This window comes from Propionivibrio dicarboxylicus (genome assembly GCF_900099695.1).
GTDB classification, from domain to species: domain Bacteria; phylum Pseudomonadota; class Gammaproteobacteria; order Burkholderiales; family Rhodocyclaceae; genus Propionivibrio; species Propionivibrio dicarboxylicus.
The window spans coordinates 26380-42732 of the sequence record NZ_FNCY01000028.1; the positions used below are offsets into that span (position 1 = coordinate 26380).

A 16353-nucleotide genomic window follows, 5' to 3' on the forward strand; every position below is an offset into this window, starting at 1 on the left:
GCATGCTGCCGGAACGGGTTCCCGCCTGGCGGTCGTCTCCGTTCGATGTCATGTCAAGATGCCTGAGCCGGTTCCTGAAATCCTGCCTTGAGCCGATGCTTTCCGGCCTGCGTCCGGCGTCTATACCAGGATCTTCCTCGTCGCTTTTTTCAGGTTTGGCACGCCGGTCAGCACCATCGCGTCAACAAGCTCGTTCTTCATCTTGTTGACCATCAGGGTGACCCCCTCGGGACCGCCGCCGACAGCGCCGCGGACGAACGGCCGGCCCACCAGCACCGCGTCGGCGCCGAGGGCGAGGCACTTCAAGGCGTCGGTTCCGTAACGGATGCCGCCATCGACGAAGATCGTGATCTTGCCCTTCAACTTGGCGGCGATCGGTGCCAGCACGTCAACGGTGGCCGGCGTGTGGTCGAGCACCCGGCCGCCGTGGTTCGAGACGACAATCGCCGCCGCGCCCGCCGCCTTGGCCATCTCGGCTTCATCCACGGTCATGACGCCTTTGACGATGAACGGCAGTTTCGATGAGGCAGCGATTTCCTTGAGTTGCGCCAGTGTTTTCGGTTCGACCGTCTGGCCCGGAAGCGCTCTCGCTGCGCGTCCGGCCGAATCGATATCGATTCCGAAGGCAATCGCGCCGGATGCCTCGACAAGCCGCACCCGCTTGATGATCTCTTCCTGCGTCCGGGGCTTGATGATGGCGATGGCCTTGGCCTGGCTTCTCGCGATGGCCTTCAATCGCGTTTCATAGACCGTCAGCGGGTCGCCGATGCCGTCGGCGACAAAGCAGACGGTGTTGGCCGCCTTGCATCCGAACAGCATGGCCTCGATGAACTCGTCTTCGCTCATCTTGCCCGTCAAGCCCATGTTGTAGGTGGTGCCGCCGGTGCATGCCGCGAAAATCGGGAGCGAGAGATCTTGGCCCCAGAGGGAGATCGTCGTGTCCGGTTTCTTCACATCGTGGAAGGTGCGCATCTTGAACTGGATTCTGGCCAGTCCGTCGTAATTGTTGCGGAAGGCTTTGCCCGAACCGATGCCGCCAAAGCCGGGGACTTCGCCGGCACACGCGTCGCCGTTGCATTCCGGACAGACACGGCAGCGCGGGTAGAGTTTTTCGCGCGCCACCTTCAGTACTTCTTCCAGTTTGAGCGGTTGGCCCTTCTTGGCCGTTGCTTCGGCCGCACCCGCTGCGGATGCCGCCGCTGCCGTGGTTTGGGCATTGGCTTCGTTCTTGACGAGGCTTGTCAGGGCGACAGCCCCGACGGCGGCTCCGGTGATGAAGCCGCGCCGGCTCAAACCTTCAACACGTTCTTCGTGGTGTTCTTGCTTCGACATCGCTTATGCCTCCTTTAAGTTGACTCGTCGCCCATGGGATGCGATCAGGTACCGGGTTTTTCCCGAATGTGGATCCAAGAAATGCTTTCCCGCAGCATGAAGGTCGAACGGTGTCGCCTTCTATCTAGTTGGTATTTTGTATGCAAAATACACATTATCAGAGAAGTCTGCGGCGAGCAAAGATTTTTTCGGCGTTGTGCCACTTGATCGGGGGCGTGAGTGGACGAGCGATTCATCCCTTGCCTGTCGGACACGGCTGTTCGGGTAAGCGCCCGGGCGCGTGTGCGGGAAGCCGGTTGGCCGGATGCCGCTCGGGTTGTTCCGGTGTATGTCGGGGTAATCCGGCCGGGCGGCTTCGGCCGGCGATTCAGGCGCGATTCAGGCGCGATTCAGGCGCGATTCAGGCGCGATTCAGGCGCAGCTTGGGCGGTAGCGGTGGCGACGATGGTCGCACCGGGCGATCTGCGCGCCTGCAGTGACGCAGGGATTGCCAGGAGGAGTGGGGCGTTATGACGACGGGTCGGGGGAAAAGACCGGCAACCTCGTGTCGGGAACGGTCGTCTGGTGTTTTAGACGCAGCTTCGTTACGACGCCTGGGGTTTGTCGGCCGTGCGCAATTCCGCCAGGATGATCTCTTTCTTCTGCACGATATGCTGCCGCAACATGGACGCCAGCAACTTGCCGTCCCGGGCTTCGAGGGCTTTGATCATTTCGCCGTGTTCCTGAACCGCGCGGTCCCATTTTGCCGCGTTGAGGTTCGAACGAAAGCGCAGGGCGTTGAGGCGCCGATTGAGACCGACATAGGTCTGGCGCAAGACCGAGTTGCGCGCGGCCTCGTTGATCCGGTCATGCAGGCGCTGATTGCAGCGGTAGTACGCGGGGAGATCGTTCCGCGCGTGCAGGGCCAGCATCTCGTAGTGGAGGGCCTTGATTGCGCTCAGCTCCTCGGGCGAGATCCGTTCGCACGCCAATTCGCCGGAAAATGCTTCGAGTGCGCTCATGAGTTCGAACACTTCGCCTATTTCCGTTTCGGACATGCTTGAGACACTGGCGCCCTTGTTCGGCGTGATATCGACCAGCCCTTCCGTGGCGAGGACCTTGATCGCTTCTCGCAGGGGCGTGCGGGAGACGCCCAGCGTTTCGCACAAGGCCCGTTCGTTGAGTTTGATGCCTGGAGGCAGGATGCCTTCGACGATCAGATCCCGGATGTGGCCGACGACGTTGTCATGGAGCGCCTGTCGTTCCATCTTTGGGAGCGCCAAAGAGGTCAAGGATTTTTTTGTATTTTGCATTCAATACTGCGCCGCAGGGTGGTTGCCGTCCGAGCCCGAACTATACCAAAGGATGTCGTTCAGGGCATGGCCGCCGGGTCGCCGTGGCCGCCGCTCGGGGCGCGGAGCGACGGCAGCGTCATCCAGGCGTTTCCCCTGTTGGGGTCGTTGGTGATCGGCGCAAACGCGCCTCGTGGTAAGAAAGTTCACTTGCAACTTGCATACAAGTTACTTTTGTATTATAGTAACTACAAATGTTTCAACCTCCTGTGACCCTCGATGTAGTACCTTTAGCCCCATTTTTGGGGCTTTTTCTTTTTCGGCTCAGGGATTTGCCTGCTGCTGCCGGACGCAAAACTGCGTATTGTCACAATTGACCAATCGCGTCCGGACGTCTAGCGTTGCGTTTTTTTCGCGCGTGACGACCATGAGTGCTGAATACATCGAGGTTTTGAAACAACGGATCATCGGCGGCGGCGAGATCACGCCGGCGGAGGCGCTGGCGCTGGCGGCGACTCCCGACACCGAGGCGCTGTATGCGGCTGCCGATCAGATCCGGGCGCATTTCATGGGCAACGCGGTCGATATGTGCTCGATCCTGAACGCCCGTTCGGGACGCTGTTCGGAAGACTGCAAATGGTGCTCGCAGTCGCGTCATTTCAAGACAGGCGTGCCCGAGTATCCCCTCGTCGCCGAAGCGGAGGGCGTCGAAGCCGCCCTCGGCAACCATGCCCACGGCGTCGGTCGTTTCTCGCTGGTGACCAGCGGTCGGTTAATGAAGCCGAAACAGGTCGACCAGGCCTGCACCATTTACCGGGCAATTCGCCAGCAGTGTTCCATCCGTCTCTGCGCTTCGATGGGATTGGTCAAACGGGCCGAGTTGCAGAAGCTCTGGGATGCCGGCGTCGAACGGTATCACTGCAATATCGAGACGGCGCCGTCGCATTTCGCCAGCCTGTGTTCGACACATAGCTTCGAGGACAAGGTGCGCACGATCCGCGATGCCCAGGCGGTGGGCATGGCCGTCTGCAGCGGCGGTATCTTCGGCATGGGCGAAAGCATGGAACAACGGATCGAGATGGCGTTCTCGCTGCGGGAACTCGGGGTCGATTCGATTCCGATCAATATCCTGAATCCGATCGAGGGCACGCCGCTCCAGGATCAGCCGCGGCTTTCCGACGTCGAGATCCTCGTGACCATCGCTGTCTTCCGCTTCGTCAATCCGCGCGTGCACCTGCGTTTCGCCGGTGGCCGCAGCCTGATTGCCTCGATCCAGGAAAAAGCCCTGGCTGCCGGGGTGAATGCGGCCATCGTCGGCGATTACCTGACCACGCTTGGGGCCGGTGTCGAACAGGACAAGGCGATGTTCGCGCGTCTCGGCCGTTTGTAGCTCCTTGCCGGACGCTACGCCGGGCGGCTGCTTTCCCCGGCGTTCCGGCGAGCTTCGGCGACGGGGATGGCAAAGGTTATCAACAGCGGTGTTTTGGCCTTCCCCGGCTGTTCCCGAGGGCGGGTTTTTCCACTGTTTTTTTTCGATCACCCTGATTTGATTGGGGTTTGTGATGATCGGGAATGGTTTTTACTGACGGATGAGTCAGTCACTGCGCTCGGCGGAAATCCCCGTGGTTCAAGGTTTTCAGACAATTGCCCCGGGCGATCCCGGGCGCCCTGGGCCGGCATTATCGAGGGGCGGCGAAAGTTTCCGGCGGTTTTTTCGTCCGGCTGCCTAAAAAATAGGCGAACGACTTCATGGCATGGCCGTTGGTGAGATTTGGACCGTATTCCACAGAGTTATCCACAGAAAAAGTGGATGGTCGAAAAGTCAAGAGGGCGTGCGAAAAAAAGTCGAAAACCTGGGCTTTTGGCGGGCTCAGTGTTGCGTATCGTAGCGCTGTGTGAGGTGCAGAATTTCGCCCGTGGCGGCGAAGGTGCGCACGAGTTCTGCCATCTCCGCCGTTTCGTGGCGGGTCAATTCCCCGCCGCCCAGTCGTTCGCCACGATAGCCGTTCACAATGAGTGTCGTCCGCCGTTTGAAGTCGGCGGCGTCGATCAGGCTGGCGGCGCACCGTGTCTGCAGGAAAAGCGTGACGTCGTTGATGAAGAGAATGTCGCGTTCCGGGCGCAAGGCGGCGATCAGTGCGTCGATGATCCCGGCATTGCGCGTGGCCTTGTCCAGTGCTTCGGCGTCCGAACTCGAGCTGAGTCGCGGCGGTACAAGGTGGGCGCGCAGGTCGAGCACGCCGCTGTCGGGTGGCGGGCGGAGTTCGCCGCCGACGCCGCGCAGGCCGCGGGCCTTGGCCAGGTCCGGCGGAATCGTCGGCGCCATGTCGATCAGCGCAATCCGCTGCCCCAGGCCTTGATGGCAGAGTTCTTCAAGCCAGCGCCTGCATTGGGTGGTCTTGCCGGTATTGACCTCGCCGATGACGAGGATGCGCCGGCCGAGTGGCGTGGCGCCCGCCGCCTCCGTCATTGCTTCGTCTCGCGTGCTGCGGTGCCGGCATAGGTTTCGGGCAGCAGCAGGAGCATGACGGTGCCGGCCAGGTAGATGCCGCTGGTGACGAGCAGGCCGGTCTGCAGGCCGTAGACCTTGCCGATCGTGCCGATCGTGAAGGGCGCCAGGATGGCGCCGATGCGGCCCATGTTCCAGCAGAAGCCACCGGCATAGGCGCGTACCTGTTCGGGGAAGAGCTCGGCATAGTAGGCGCCGAGAATGCCGCCGGAGCCGCACAGGCCGAAGCCGACGACGGCACCCCACCAGAACAGGAAGTTCGGATTGTCGACGACGATATAGAGCGTGATCGCGACAGCGCACAGCAGGAATGCGACCATCATGGCGCGACGGCGGCCGATCTTGTCGGCGAGCAGACCGAAGAACTGGAAGCCGAAGAACATGCCGACATACATGACAACGGAAAAGCCGAGCATGGTGGCGACGTCGAGCCCGCGTTCGCGGGTGAGGAAGGTCGGGATCCAGAAGGCGGCGCCCCAATAGCCGGCGAGGTTGACGATGCTTACCAGCGAGGCCGGCAGGGTGATGCGCGCGAGTCCCTTGGCGAAGATTGTCGTCAGTCCGACTTTTTCCGACGGCGCGACGTGCTCGGGACGGGTTTCCTTGGTGCTGGCCGGAATCAGCCGGTACACGACGAGGGCAAGTGGAATCGAAACGGCGCCGAAGGCGAACAGCAAGCGCCAGTCGAAAGCGATGACCGAGCGGCCGACAGCGGAGGCGACGACGGCGCCGATGGCGAAGCTGCTGAAGACGAAGGAAGCGGCGCGGCCGCGATAGCCGGGCGACCAGTGTTCGGCGATCAGCGCCGAGCAGGGGCCCCAGACGCCGCCGATGGCGAGTCCGGTGAAGAAGCGCAGGACCATCCATGACGACCAGGTGTCGACGAAATAGACGCCACCCATGCCGACGCCGAGCCAGACCAGCGCGAGCACGAGCGAGAAGCGGCGGCCACGGTTTTCGGCGATCAGCCCAAAGACGATGCTGCCGAGCATGGCGCCGAGCGCGGTGGCCGAACCGAGCAGTCCGCCGTCCGGCAGCGAGATGGCGAGGACCTTGAGCAGCACCGGCATGGCGATGGCTAGCACCATGAGGTCGTAGCTGTCGAAAAGGTAAGCGATGAAGCCGGCCCAGAGGACCTTCCAGCGATGCGTGGAGCCTCGGGCAATATCGTTTTGCGGCGCGCTGATCGACAGGGTGTGCGTAGTCATTCGGAGGCAGTAAGGGCGGGTTGTCGGAAGGAACGGTATTTTTCCACAAAATACGATGGCGTTTCATCCATTATGGCGCCAAGGTTTTTGTCCGCGACGGCGCCGCTTTTGTTAGACTGAATGCATGAACATGATCATCAGCGCCATTTCCTTTGCTGCCGAGAAGCACCGCAGCCAGCGGCGAAAGGATATCGAGGCCTCACCTTACATCAACCATCCGATCGCGCTGGCGAACATTCTCGCCAACGAGGCCGGCATTGAGGACGAGAAGGTGCTGGTGGCCGCGATCCTGCACGACACGATCGAGGATACCGAAACGAGCGCCGAGGAACTGGCCGCGCTGTTCGGCGACGAGGTGACGGCGATCGTGCTTGAGGTCAGTGATGACAAATCGCTACCCAAGGCCGAGCGCAAGCGGCTCCAGATCGAGCACGCACCGACGATCAGTCGTCGCGCCAAACTCGTGAAATTGGCCGACAAGACCGCCAATCTCCGCGATATCACGGCGAGCCCGCCGGCCGGTTGGTCGTTGCAGCGGCAGCGCGAATATTTCGACTGGGCCAAGGCCGTCGTCGATGGTTTGCGCGGGATTCACCAGACGCTCGAACGTCTCTTCGACGAGGCCTGGAAACACCGGCCCTGAGGCGCTAGCTGCAGTGTTGTCGCGAGTGATGCACGATTAGGTGTGATGCCTGCTCGTCATGACTTTTGACTAACGCTCGATCAGTTCGATCCTGGCGGCGCCATAACTGTCTGCCTGCCCGTCTGCCGGCGCGATGCGCTTGAGGTTGCGGCTGTTGCCGGTCGCGGCGGCTTCACCGGGAAGGCAATCGCGTCGTTTCAGGTTGCGGTTCGCGCAGCTGATGTCCTGTATTGCGGCAGCATTGGCAAGGGTTGCCGCAGCGCTGCCGCTGCCGAGCACTTTGCCGAAATCGCGCGGCGAAGCGGCGACGAGTGCCAACAGGTGGTTGGTTCCCGCCGGACCTTGGGCGGCAAATTCACCGGGAATCCGGAATGGTTGGTTCGCTTCGATCAGATTCGCTTCCTGCGGGCTGGGGAATAGCTGGAGGAATTCCTTGCGATCGGAACCGACATAAATCAGATAGAGATAGCCGCGCTGGTTGCTGGTGACGGTGAGCGCGAACGCGTCCTGACCGATCCTCGCTTCGGCGGGCGTGGCCGATATGTCGACCTGCCAGCGGCCGTCGGCGCCGTGCTGAAGGTCGGTCAGCGTTGCCACCGGATCCGCCTTCGTCGACGCCGGTATTGTTGTTTGCGCGGGCGGTGCCAGCGGCAGGTCGGCATTGCCGGCCAGGGTCAGATGCTGGGGCAGCAGTTGCGGGTCATTGACGAAGTTTGCGTCGATTTTCGCCTGTGCGCACTGGACGAGTTCACGTAAGGAAACACCGCCGCTGCGGTCGGTGTCGGGAATCGATGTGCGCAGGCAGTCGAGCAGCGAAGTCGTCGCCATGCCGCCCCTGCCTTCCTCGTCGAAGGCGACCTCATCGTGGCGTGCAGCGGCCAGGAACAGGTAGTTTTTCGTCATCGGGCCGCTTCGCGTGGCGCCGGCCTCTTTCACGACGGCCTGTTCGAGCACGTTAACCGGCTTGTCGCATGACAATCGCGTCGCCAGGTAGCGTGGCCGGAGCTTCCTTTGACTTGTCTGCGCTGACGGGCCGCCGCGCGTTCCGGCAGTCTCGACGATGCCGCCGGAATGACAGGCATCGACCACCACCATCACCTTGCTGGCCTTGTCGCGCAGTCGCTGCAGCGCTTCGGCGAGCGTACCGCTCGGCACCAGTTCGAGATCGTGGCCGACCAGCGACTGCTGGCAGCTGTCGCCAACGGCCTGGCTGGTTCCGTGTCCGGAGAAGTGAACGAAGACGCGGTCGCCGTTCTGCGTGTCAACGACGAGCTGCTCAAGTGCCGCACGTATGCCTTGCGCGGTCAGCGCCTTGTCCTTGAGCGAGCGTATCCGGTCGGTGCCGATACCCATGCGTGTCAGGATCTGGCGGAAGTTCGCATCGTCCAGTGACGCACCGGGCAGCGGGTTTTGCGGGTAGTTGCTGATTGTCATGATCAGCGCGCGGTCGGCTGCGGCCGTCGGAGCGGAACAGCCGAGCGACGCGGCGACGAGAAGCGCGGCGATGACGCACGATGATGATTGCATCGTCATCATGACTGGCTGGCCGATCCGGCGCCGGCTTCGATCAGGATGAAGGGCGCCCAGAAGAAGGGATTCTTCCGGCCTTTGAATTCGCCGGATTGCGCGACCGGCGTCGTGATGCGTTGCAGGTTGCGCGCATCGCCGGCAGTGCCGGTTTTGTCGCGCATGATGTTTTGCCGGGCGAGTGCCAGCGCCTGGCGGGCGTCGCCGCTCTTCTCGAGTTCGCGGTAGAAGTCGATCATCAGGTCGCGGGTGGTCAGGCTGTCCACCGGCCAGAGGGAAACAACCACAGCCCTGGCGCCGGCAAGGATGAAGGCGCGTCCCAGCCCCATCAGCCCTTCGCCGTTGAAGTACTCGCCGTTGCCGGTGTTGCAGGCGGAGAGGACGACGAGGTCGGCTCGCACATTCATTCGCGCGATTTCCGAGGCGGTGAGGAAGCCCGGGTCGCCGGCTTCGGGCGTCAGCACCAGCGCCGGTTCGTTGATGCGTGGGATCTCGCCGCCGACGACGCCGTGCGTGGCGAAGTGCAGATAGCGGTAGGGGGTTTTCTCGGCTTCACGCCGGAAGCCGGATTTTGTGGCGTCGACGCCGAGGATCGCGGTGCCGCCCTCGCGCACGTTTCGGAGGATGGCGTTTACTTCGTCACGGGTTTCGGGCAACGGCGCAAAGCCGAGGTTGTCGCGAGTGCCTCGGTTCTTCAGTTCGCGCTGTGCGTCGATGGCGTCGATCTGCCGGGCTGCATCGAAACGGGCATCGCCGAGCGCGAGCACGCCCTTGCCGGTGCTGCTGGGGCGGGCGGTGTCTGCCATGGCCAGCGTGGGCAGATAGGAGAGCGCCGTTTGCGCGCCGAGCGCCTGCATCTTCGCGTCCAGCCAGAGTTCGACCGGCAGAAAGCTCAGGGCGCCGTCGACTTCGGCGATGAGTCGGCGCGTGCCAAAGACACGGGACTCGAAATCGCCCAGCGCCAGCGTGGCGATGTTGCGTGCTGCTCGGGCGTCGAATAGCTGCCGCTCGGCCAGTCCGTTGCGCAGGCTTAGCACGTTGGCATCGAACCCGGCCGGTTTGCGGGCGAGCCGGATCGACTTGCCTTTCGCATCGGCGAGATAGGTGATGAGCGTGTCGCCAGTGTCGGCAACGGCCAGATAGCTGCTGCCTCGCGCGACGAGCGTGTCGACGGTGGTCGTCGCCGAGACCGTCGGCGCCTCGTTGTGCTTCTCGCCGCTCTTGCCGCTGGCATCGAGCGCGTCCTTGAGATGACGGGCCTTGAGCTGGCCGAGCGCGTGCAGGGCGGCGTCGAAGGCGGCGTTGTCCGGCTGCTGCGCATACAGCGCGGCGCGGGCGAGCATGGCGTCCTGATAGGCGCCTTGCGCGGTGCCGCGGAAGTACGGCAGCCGTTCCTCGAGTGAGAGCGAGTTGCGGAAGTTTTCCGACCAGGCGAGGTAGGGCTCGAGTAGCGCGAGAGCGTCCGCCCAGCGCTTGTGACGCAGGTGCAGCTTTGCCATGACGCGTTGCCATTCGCGGGTGCGTTCTTCGGGTTTGAGTCCGAGGAGGCCGCGCTGGCCGAGTTCGTCCGAATACATCCTCAGCTGGCCGAGCGCCTGTTGCGCTTTGGCCAGCAGGGTTTCCGCCTGGCCGAGGTCGTCGTAGCGCAAGGCGAGCTCCGCGCCGATGATGGCGTAATCGACCTCGACCTCGATGCCAAAGACGGAATCACTCGCTTTCAATACCCGGAGTTCATACGGCGTGTTGTGAAAATTGCGGAGGTAACTGTCAAGCGCCTCTGATGGTTTCACGCCCCGCATCTGCGGGTTCCGGCTCGCCGCCGCGTTGGCCGAGGCCATCATCCGCGTCGCCGCGCTTCGTGCCAGCGCCGGGTCGCCAGCGGCCAGCGCGCCGCTGGCGATGGAGCGCCAGACATCCTGGTCCTTGCGGTAGAGATCGTCATCGTTGGCATAGGCACGAACGGTCTGGAAGTTCATTACCGACATCGATGGATCGCAATACCGAATTCGCGGGGCCGTGGTGCTGGCTTCTTCGTAATAAGCGGAAAAATTGGCGAGTTGCGCCCGGGTGAAGGATTTGCCCGCTCGGATTTGAGCCGCCCAGATGGCGCCCTGGTTGCAGATCTGTGTCGGGTCGTCCTGGGCGGAAACCTTTGCCGGCAGCGGGCCGTGAATCTTGTCCTGGATCGACTGTGCTTCGGTCAATGTGGCTTGCGCCCGCTCCAGTTGGCCAATCGCGCGTAGCGTTTCGGCGAGCTGGATGCGGTAGGCGATGGCTGGCTGGTACTCGCGTTTGGCATCGGCTTCGGTGGCTGCAGTCTGGAGGACTTGCGCGGCGACGGCCGGTTGGCTGGTGCCGAGCAGATAGCTGATATAGGCGTCAACGAGTTTGCCCAAGCCGTTCTGGAAGGCATTGAGATCAGCGGTGCTGGTCCAGCGCGGCGAGGAGCGCCAGGCTGCCAGTCCGGCATCATAAGCGGCTCTTGCCGTCTGATCGTTACGGATGCGCTGGTTCGGAGCGGCGGGGCCGATCAGTTGCCGGATTTCAGTGGCGCCCTGGAGCGTGCCTTGCCGCCACGTGATGCCTTCGGCCATCTGAACATCATTCCTGGCAGCACAGCCCGCCAGTGACAGCGCCAGGCAGAGCACGGCGATTGGGCCGAGCGCGAAGCGCGCGGGCCGGAGGAGCCTTCGTGTGTTGGCAGGCATGATCTCAGGCATCTCGGGCGGCGAGCGTCGGCAGCGGTGCCTTGTATGGCTGAACGAGATGCAGTGCGATTTGAACGAAGAGCTCGAATTGTCCCTGGTTTGGCTCAAGGTTCGGGGTGATCGAAATGGTGACAAGATTTTGCGCCGGGAGTCCCGCGAGGCCGAGGCCAAGGCCTCGATGCGTGTAATAGCCGCTTTGCCAGCTATATGACATCATCACCAGCCCGTGCTCGTAGAGACGGTGGGAGAACGCGGCGGAGGCGCTTTCGGCCTCTTCGCGGGCCGCCCGGCGCTCCTTGCTCTCGCTGCTGGTCTTTGCATTCTTGTCATTGAGGGCGCGCATTTGCCGTTCCGTTTCGGTGACTTGCGCGAGATCGGAGATATTCCAGCCGGGTTGTCCGGCAATCAGGATGCGCAATTTCCTGTCGAGCGACTGCGCTTTGGCCTTCATTTCGTCGGCGGAGGAGAATCGATACATCATCTCGGCACTGGTGAGCGCGTGCCGGACTTCGTCGGTTCCGCTGATTTCCTTGGTCTTGACGCTGGCCATGGATCGATCCGGCATGGCGCCGGGGGGTGGTGCGGCGAGATAGACCGGCGGCGGCGAGGCGCGTTCGTTGTCGAGTTCGCGCTCGATCACGGCGAGCATCATCGCACGCGGGACGGCGGTGTTGTTCCGCGCCATGGCGATCGAGCGTGCTTCCCGGTCTTCCATGAACCGGCTGCGTTCGGCCGGCGACATCGTACGCCCGAGCACGCCGGCAAAGCCTTTGTCCAGGGAGCCGATCAGGCGTTGATAGGCCCGGGTTTCGGGATCGTCGGCCGGGCGCGACGCCGCAGCGGCGAGATCGGGTGGTCCGGCATTCACGGCGCCCGTGTGGGTAAGCATCGTGTCGGTGGCCAGTTGGCAGCCGCCAAGTGCCGCGGACACAAGAACGATGAGCGCGGCGCGAAACGCCTGCCCCGACAGCACGTGCGTGGGCTTCATGATGTCTTGTATTCCTTATTCGTCAAACCTTGCCGGAAGCGGCTGCGACGATGTCGGAACATCGCCGTCGTTCTCTGCCGCGATATGCTGTTTCGGGAAATCGCGGCTGTCGTCATTTTATGACAAGAGGAAGCTAGAGGGGGCCTTGGTTCAGGTCAATCCGGTGAGCGGTAAATGCCGGTAAAGTATCGTCTGTCGATCCCGTCAGGCCTTCTGTCGTTTCGAGAAGACGACGAGCAAGCCGCCGGTGGCGACGGTGGCGATGCCGATCAGCGTCGCCATGTCGGGAAAGTCACCGAACATCAGCGCGCCGAGGATGGCCACCCAGACCAGTTGGACGTAGGCGAACGGCGCCAGCAGCGAGGCGGGGGCATATTCGAGCGCCTTGATCGTCGAAAAATGACCGCAGCCCGAAACGATGCCGATGACCGTCAGCATGGCAAGCGCCTGGATGGACTGCGGCGTCCAGGCGAAGGGGAGCACGATCGACATGCTTGCGGTGCCGACCGCCAGTACCCAGAAGAGCGAGTTGATCGATTTTTCCTTGCCGGCGACGATCCGCGTGAGGATCTGGTAGGTCGAGAAGGTCAGCGCCAGCCCCAGGGGCAGGAGCGCTGCCGGGCGGAAGAGCCCGCCACCGGGGCGGACGATGATCAGCACGCCGGCAAATCCGATGACGACGGCAAGCCAGCCGCGCGATGACACCTTCTCGCCGAGAAACAGCACGGCGAGCAGCGTCAGCAGGACGGGGTGGATGAAGAAGATCGCCTGGGCCTCGGCGATCGGCATGACGCGGTAGGCGAGCACGATCAGCAGCGTGCCGCCGGTGAGGAGCAGTCCTCGTGCAGTCTGCAGCCAGGGGTGCCCGGTGCGCAGCATGGCGACGCCCTGCCGCGGCAGGAAAAATGCCAGCAGCAGAACGAGCGGGACGCCGTACCGGGCCCAGACGATCAATTCGACCGGGGATGTCCTGGCCTGGTATTTCGACAGTGCATCGACGATGGCATAAAAAATCGTGGCCATGATCGCCAGGGTGATTCCGCGTCTCTTGTCGGAGGAAGGCATGGCGTTGTGCGTCTTCGAGGGCGTGAAGCGAAGGAGTCGGACCGGCAACGCCGGATGAATATGCGAAGGCGATGGTACAGCAGGCGACCGGTCGCGGAAAGGCTGCGATGCGGCAACCGGCGGGAATCTTCATATTTTCCTGTATGGAAATAAAGGTTTTCCGTGGCGTTGAATGATTCTCTTTGGGAAAACATTACAGTGATTCCGGTTTTTCCGGCGTGCTTCTGCCGGGGAGAGTCGCGCAGGTCGCGATTGGCCGAGCAATCAATAATTCAAGGAGGGTCAAATGGAAGAGTCGGAAGTCCAGAAACGTACCTTGCGCCGGATCAGCTGGCGCATCATCCCGTTCATCATGCTGTTGTATTTCATCGCCTATATCGACCGGGTCAATATCGGTTTCGCCTCGCTGACGATGAACAAGGATCTCGGCTTTACCGCTTCGATGCTTGGATTCGGCGCCGGCATCTTCTTCTGGGGCTATTTCCTGTTCGAAGTGCCGTCGAACCTGGTCCTGCACAAGGTCGGGGCGCGGCTCTGGATTGCCCGGGTCATGGTTACCTGGGGGATCATCTCGGGCGCCATGGCCTTCGTCCAGGGGCCGACGAGTTTCTACGTGCTGCGCTTCCTGCTCGGCGCGTCCGAGGCCGGGTTCTTCCCCGGCATCATTCTTTATCTCAGCTACTGGTTCCCGGCCCGGCATCGCGCCGGCGTCACCGCCCTGTTCATGGGTGCGGCGCCGATCTCGACCGCGCTCGGCTCGCCGATTTCGGCGGCCCTGCTCGAGATGAACGGCGTCCTCGGCCTCGCCGGCTGGCAATGGCTGTTCATCATCGAAGCGATTCCCGCACTGATTCTTGGTGTCGTCGTCTTCTTCTACATGACCGACAAGCCCGAGCAGGCGACCTGGCTCAAGGATGACGAACGCAACTGGCTGGTCAGCGCGATGAATGCTGAAGTGGCCTCGAAGGCTGCCGAAGCCGAGCACAGTTTTATCCGCGGCATGGCAGACAAGCGCGTGATCGCGCTCGCGCTCATCTATTTCGGCACCTCGGCCGGGCTCTATACGCTTGGCATCTGGGCGCCGCAGATCATCAAGCAACTCGGCATGTCGTCGATGATGGTGGGATTCCTCAACGCGATTCCGCCAACGGTTTCGGTCGTTGCCATGTTCTTCTGGTCGCGCCATTCGGATCGCACCGGCGAGCGTACCTGGCACGTCATTCTCGCTTGCCTGCTGGCCTCGGCCGGACTGGTCATCGCCGGTAATGCCAGCGGCGTGGTCGGCCTGATCGCGGCGCTGACGCTCGTCAATGTCGGTATCAGTTGCGCCAAGCCGCCGCTGTGGAGCATGCCGACGATGTTCCTGTCGGGCGCGGCCGCGGCGACGGGGATCGCGACGATCAATTCGATCGGCAATCTCGGCGGCTTTGCCGGGCCGGCAATGATCGGCTGGATAAAGGACAAGACCGGCAGCTTTACCGGGGGGCTGTATTTTGTCGCGGCGCTGTTGGTGTTTTCGGCGGTGCTGACGCTGCTGCTGGCGCGCTCGCAGAACCGGAAGGACGCCGTTGCCTGTGCGCAAGCGGCCGGCGATTGAGAAGCTTTTTACCAAGGAAGACAGCATCATGAACAAGGAAACATCCATTCAGTCACTGACTGAGACGATGGCGAAATTCACGGCGTATATCGGGAAGCACTTGCCGACGGACGTGGAGAAGAAGCTGTCGGAATTGAGGGCGCGGGAGACGAAGCCGTTGGCGAAGGCGATCTATCTGTCGATGGCGGAGAACCAGGAAGTGGCGGCGAAGCTGGACCGGCCGAGCTGCCAGGACACTGGGGTGATCCAGTACTTCGTGACGGCGGGGGCGAAGTTTCCGCTGCTGGGCGAACTGGGTGACATTCTGGCCGAGGCGACGCGGCAGGCGACGGATGCATCGCCCTTGCGTCACAACGCGGTCGAGACCTTCGTCGAGAAGAATACCGGGACGAACACGGGGACGAAAGCGCCATGGCTGGACTGGGAGATCGTCGGTGATGACGACGGCGTGACGATCGACGTGTATATGGCCGGCGGTGGCTGCACGCTACCGGGCTCGGCGACGGTGCTGATGCCGGGTCAGGGCTACGAAGGGGTGACCGATTTCGTTTTCGAGGTGATTTCGTCGCGCGGCGTGAATGCCTGTCCGCCGCTGCTGGTGGGGGTCGGGGTGTCGACGGCGGTGGAGACGGCAGCGCGCCTGTCGAAGAAGGCGCTGATGCGGCCGATCGGCTCGCACCACGAGAACGAACGGGCGGCGCTGATGGAGAAGCTGCTGGAAGACGGTCTGAACGAGATGGGCATCGGCCCGCAGGGGCTGACCGGGACGGACAGCGTCATGGGGGTGAACATCGAGTCCTCGGCGCGACATCCCTCGACGATCGGGGTGGCGGTGTCGACGGGGTGCTGGGCGCACCGTCGCGGGCGGATCCGGATCAACGCGGACCTGAGCTATCAAATCATCTCGCATGAAGGAGCGACGCTGTGAGCAAGAAGATTCTGAGAACGCCGATCAAGGACGAAGACCTCGAAGATTTGCGTGCGGGCGACGTCGTCTATCTGACCGGTCACATCGTCACCTGCCGTGACGTGGCGCATCGCCGGTTGATCGAGCAGAAACGGGAGTTGCCGGTGGATCTGGCGGGTGGCGCGATCTTTCATGCGGGTCCGATCGTGCGCAAGCTGGCGGAGGGCAAGTACGAGATGGTGTCGATCGGGCCGACGACGAGCACGCGGATGGAGAAGTTCGAGAAGGAATTCATCGCGCAGACCGGGGTGAAACTGATCGTCGGCAAGGGCGGCATGGGTCCGCTGACCGAGGCAGGATGCCGGGAGCACAAGGCGGTGCACGCGATCTTTCCGGGCGGCTGCGCGGTGGTGGCGGCGACGCAGGTGGAAGAGATCGAGCGGGCCGAGTGGCTGGATCTCGGGATGCCGGAGACGCTGTGGGTGAACCGGGTGAAAGAGTTCGGACCGCTGATCATCTCGATCGACACACAGGGCAACAACCTGATCGAGAAGAACAAGGCCGAGTTCAACGCCAAGAAGGCGTCGATCGTCGCCAG

13 protein-coding genes are annotated in these 16353 nt (G+C 62.6%); 5 read left to right on the plus strand and 8 right to left on the minus strand.

What is annotated here, in order from left to right; genetic code table 11:
* Positions 1 to 120 precede the first annotated feature (120 nt).
* Positions 121 to 1332, minus strand: a complete 1212-nt coding sequence (locus BLR25_RS20060; protein WP_091940475.1) for an alpha-hydroxy-acid oxidizing protein — start codon at positions 1330 to 1332, stop codon at positions 121 to 123.
* A 584-nt stretch (positions 1333 to 1916) separates the two neighbouring features.
* Positions 1917 to 2579, minus strand: coding sequence for a GntR family transcriptional regulator (locus BLR25_RS20065; RefSeq protein ID WP_218122831.1), 663 nt, complete (start codon positions 2577 to 2579; stop codon positions 1917 to 1919).
* Positions 2580 to 3030: 451 nt separating this feature from the next.
* Between BLR25_RS20065 and bioB the strand changes: the two genes are divergently transcribed.
* Entirely contained in the window at positions 3031 to 3993 is a 963-nt protein-coding gene (bioB, locus tag BLR25_RS20075; protein ID WP_091940481.1) for a biotin synthase BioB, read from the plus strand.
* Positions 3994 to 4473: 480 nt separating this feature from the next.
* Here bioB and BLR25_RS20080 read toward each other — a convergent pair whose 3' ends face one another.
* Entirely contained in the window at positions 4474 to 5073 is a 600-nt protein-coding gene (locus tag BLR25_RS20080; RefSeq protein ID WP_091940483.1) for a hypothetical protein, read from the minus strand.
* On the minus strand, positions 5070 to 6320 hold the full coding sequence (locus tag BLR25_RS20085; protein WP_091940484.1) for an MFS transporter: 1251 nt from the start codon (positions 6318 to 6320) through the stop codon (positions 5070 to 5072). Before BLR25_RS20085 ends, BLR25_RS20080 begins: the two co-directional genes overlap by 4 nt.
* Positions 6321 to 6444: 124 nt before the next feature.
* On the opposite strand from BLR25_RS20085, the gene BLR25_RS20090 reads away from it, so the two are divergent.
* Entirely contained in the window at positions 6445 to 6963 is a 519-nt protein-coding gene (locus BLR25_RS20090) for an HD domain-containing protein (protein ID WP_091940486.1), read from the plus strand.
* 69 nt (positions 6964 to 7032) lie between these two features.
* Here BLR25_RS20090 and BLR25_RS20095 read toward each other — a convergent pair whose 3' ends face one another.
* The 4 genes from BLR25_RS20095 to BLR25_RS20110 form a co-directional block, all read right to left on the minus strand.
* Positions 7033 to 8499, minus strand: a complete 1467-nt coding sequence (locus tag BLR25_RS20095; protein ID WP_091940488.1) for a caspase family protein — start codon at positions 8497 to 8499, stop codon at positions 7033 to 7035.
* Positions 8496 to 11198 carry a CHAT domain-containing protein gene (locus BLR25_RS20100; RefSeq protein WP_176786001.1) on the minus strand — a complete coding sequence of 901 codons (2703 nt, stop codon included), beginning with the start codon at positions 11196 to 11198 and terminating at the stop codon, positions 8496 to 8498. The genes BLR25_RS20095 and BLR25_RS20100 overlap by 4 nt, the downstream gene beginning before the upstream one ends.
* A gap of 4 nt (positions 11199 to 11202) precedes the next feature.
* Positions 11203 to 12186, minus strand: a complete 984-nt coding sequence (locus BLR25_RS20105; protein ID WP_091940492.1) for a hypothetical protein — start codon at positions 12184 to 12186, stop codon at positions 11203 to 11205.
* A 204-nt stretch (positions 12187 to 12390) separates the two neighbouring features.
* Positions 12391 to 13251: a DMT family transporter gene (locus BLR25_RS20110; protein ID WP_143009945.1), complete on the minus strand. Its 861-nt coding sequence runs from the start codon at positions 13249 to 13251 to the stop codon at positions 12391 to 12393.
* Positions 13252 to 13537: 286 nt separating this feature from the next.
* On the opposite strand from BLR25_RS20110, the gene BLR25_RS20115 reads away from it, so the two are divergent.
* The 3 genes from BLR25_RS20115 to ttdB all read left to right on the plus strand — a co-directional run.
* The gene (locus tag BLR25_RS20115) at positions 13538 to 14848 is read left to right on the plus strand and encodes an MFS transporter (RefSeq protein WP_091940496.1); all 1311 of its coding nucleotides are present in this window, start codon (positions 13538 to 13540) and stop codon (positions 14846 to 14848) included.
* 28 nt (positions 14849 to 14876) lie between these two features.
* Positions 14877 to 15776, plus strand: a complete 900-nt coding sequence (ttdA, locus tag BLR25_RS20120) for a L(+)-tartrate dehydratase subunit alpha (protein WP_091940500.1) — start codon at positions 14877 to 14879, stop codon at positions 15774 to 15776.
* On the plus strand, positions 15773 to 16353 hold a 581-nt coding region (gene ttdB / locus BLR25_RS20125; RefSeq protein WP_091940498.1), incomplete at its 3' end, for a L(+)-tartrate dehydratase subunit beta. The genes ttdA and ttdB, both read left to right, overlap by 4 nt.

Coding starts and splice junctions, on each gene's coding strand:
- BLR25_RS20105 (WP_091940492.1), bottom strand. CDS start 12,186: ATGAAGCCCACGCACGTGCTGTCGGGGCAGGCGTTTCGCGCCGCGCTC.
- BLR25_RS20060 (WP_091940475.1), bottom strand. CDS start 1,332: ATGTCGAAGCAAGAACACCACGAAGAACGTGTTGAAGGTTTGAGCCGG.
- BLR25_RS20090 (WP_091940486.1), top strand. CDS start 6,445: ATGAACATGATCATCAGCGCCATTTCCTTTGCTGCCGAGAAGCACCGC.
- BLR25_RS20095 (WP_091940488.1), bottom strand. CDS start 8,499: ATGATGACGATGCAATCATCATCGTGCGTCATCGCCGCGCTTCTCGTC.
- BLR25_RS20080 (WP_091940483.1), bottom strand. CDS start 5,073: ATGACGGAGGCGGCGGGCGCCACGCCACTCGGCCGGCGCATCCTCGTC.
- BLR25_RS20085 (WP_091940484.1), bottom strand. CDS start 6,320: ATGACTACGCACACCCTGTCGATCAGCGCGCCGCAAAACGATATTGCC.
- bioB (WP_091940481.1), top strand. CDS start 3,031: ATGAGTGCTGAATACATCGAGGTTTTGAAACAACGGATCATCGGCGGC.
- BLR25_RS20115 (WP_091940496.1), top strand. CDS start 13,538: ATGGAAGAGTCGGAAGTCCAGAAACGTACCTTGCGCCGGATCAGCTGG.
- BLR25_RS20065 (WP_218122831.1), bottom strand. CDS start 2,579: ATGGAACGACAGGCGCTCCATGACAACGTCGTCGGCCACATCCGGGAT.
- BLR25_RS20110 (WP_143009945.1), bottom strand. CDS start 13,251: ATGCCTTCCTCCGACAAGAGACGCGGAATCACCCTGGCGATCATGGCC.
- ttdA (WP_091940500.1), top strand. CDS start 14,877: ATGAACAAGGAAACATCCATTCAGTCACTGACTGAGACGATGGCGAAA.
- BLR25_RS20100 (WP_176786001.1), bottom strand. CDS start 11,198: ATGCCTGCCAACACACGAAGGCTCCTCCGGCCCGCGCGCTTCGCGCTC.